Source organism: Frankia gtarii (assembly GCF_025403375.1).
Taxonomy (GTDB): Bacteria; Actinomycetota; Actinomycetes; order Frankiales; family Frankiaceae; genus Frankia; species Frankia gtarii.
Map to the genome: position 1 here is coordinate 1 of NZ_JAMPTM010000569.1, position 973 is coordinate 973.

General features: G+C 79.0%; 1 pseudogene. It reads left to right on the plus strand.

What is annotated here, in order from left to right:
- Positions 1-973 (plus strand): annotated as a pseudogene (locus NBZ83_RS32335) (hypothetical protein); the annotation flags it as partial.

The window sequence follows — 973 nt, forward strand, 5'->3', positions numbered from 1 at the left end:
GCCCCGATCCCCCGCCCGCTGGCTGCCGGGCGCGCCCGCGCCGAGGAACTCGCCGGCCAGGTCCAGACCCTCGCCGGCGAACTGAGCGCCACCCTGGACGCCTTCGCCCGCCAGATGGCCGCACTCGGCGACGTCACCGCCGCCGAAGCCCAGGTCGAGGCCGCCGAAGCCGACGCCGCCGAACGCGTCGCCGAAGCCGTCGCCCGCGCCGTGCGCGCCGAACAGGCCGCCCGCGCCGCCGGGATCGCCCGCGCCGAATCCGACGCGGTCGCCGCCGAAGCCGTCACCGCCCTCGACGACGCCGAGCGTCGCCTGGCTGCCGCCGACACGGCCCGCGCCGACGCCGTGGAGGAGTCCGCCGCCGCCGTGCGCGCCGCGAGCGCCGCCGCCGAGGCCGTCCGGGCCGACGCCGACACCGCTGTCGCCGAAGCCGAAGCTCAGGCCCAGGCCGCCATCGACGCCGTCGACCGCGACGCCACCGCCCGCATCGCCGACGCCCACCACGACGCCCAGACGCGCATCGCCGAGGCCACCGCCGCCCGCGACCAGGCGCTGGGCGAGCTGGCCACCGCCCGCCGCGACGCCGAACGCGACGCCCGCCTGCGCACCGAACTGCGCACCGAACGCGACGCCCTGCGCGAGGACATTCGCGCCGAACGCGCCGAAGCCCTGCGCCTACGCCAGGGCGCCGACACCGACGCCCAACGGCTGCGCGCCGAGGCCACCGCCGAGCTCGACCGGCTGCGCGCCGAGACCAGCGCCGAGACCGCCCGCATCCGCGCCGAGGCCGCCGCCGACGTCGAGCGGATCCGCACCGAAACCGACACCCGCCTGGACGCCGAACGGCACGCCGCCACCGAACGCCTCGCCGTGATCAGCGAGGCCCGCGCCGAAGCCCGCGCCCGCGCCGAACGCGCCGAACGTCAGGCCGACGACCTCGCCGCCGAACTGCGCACCCTGCGCACCCCCACCC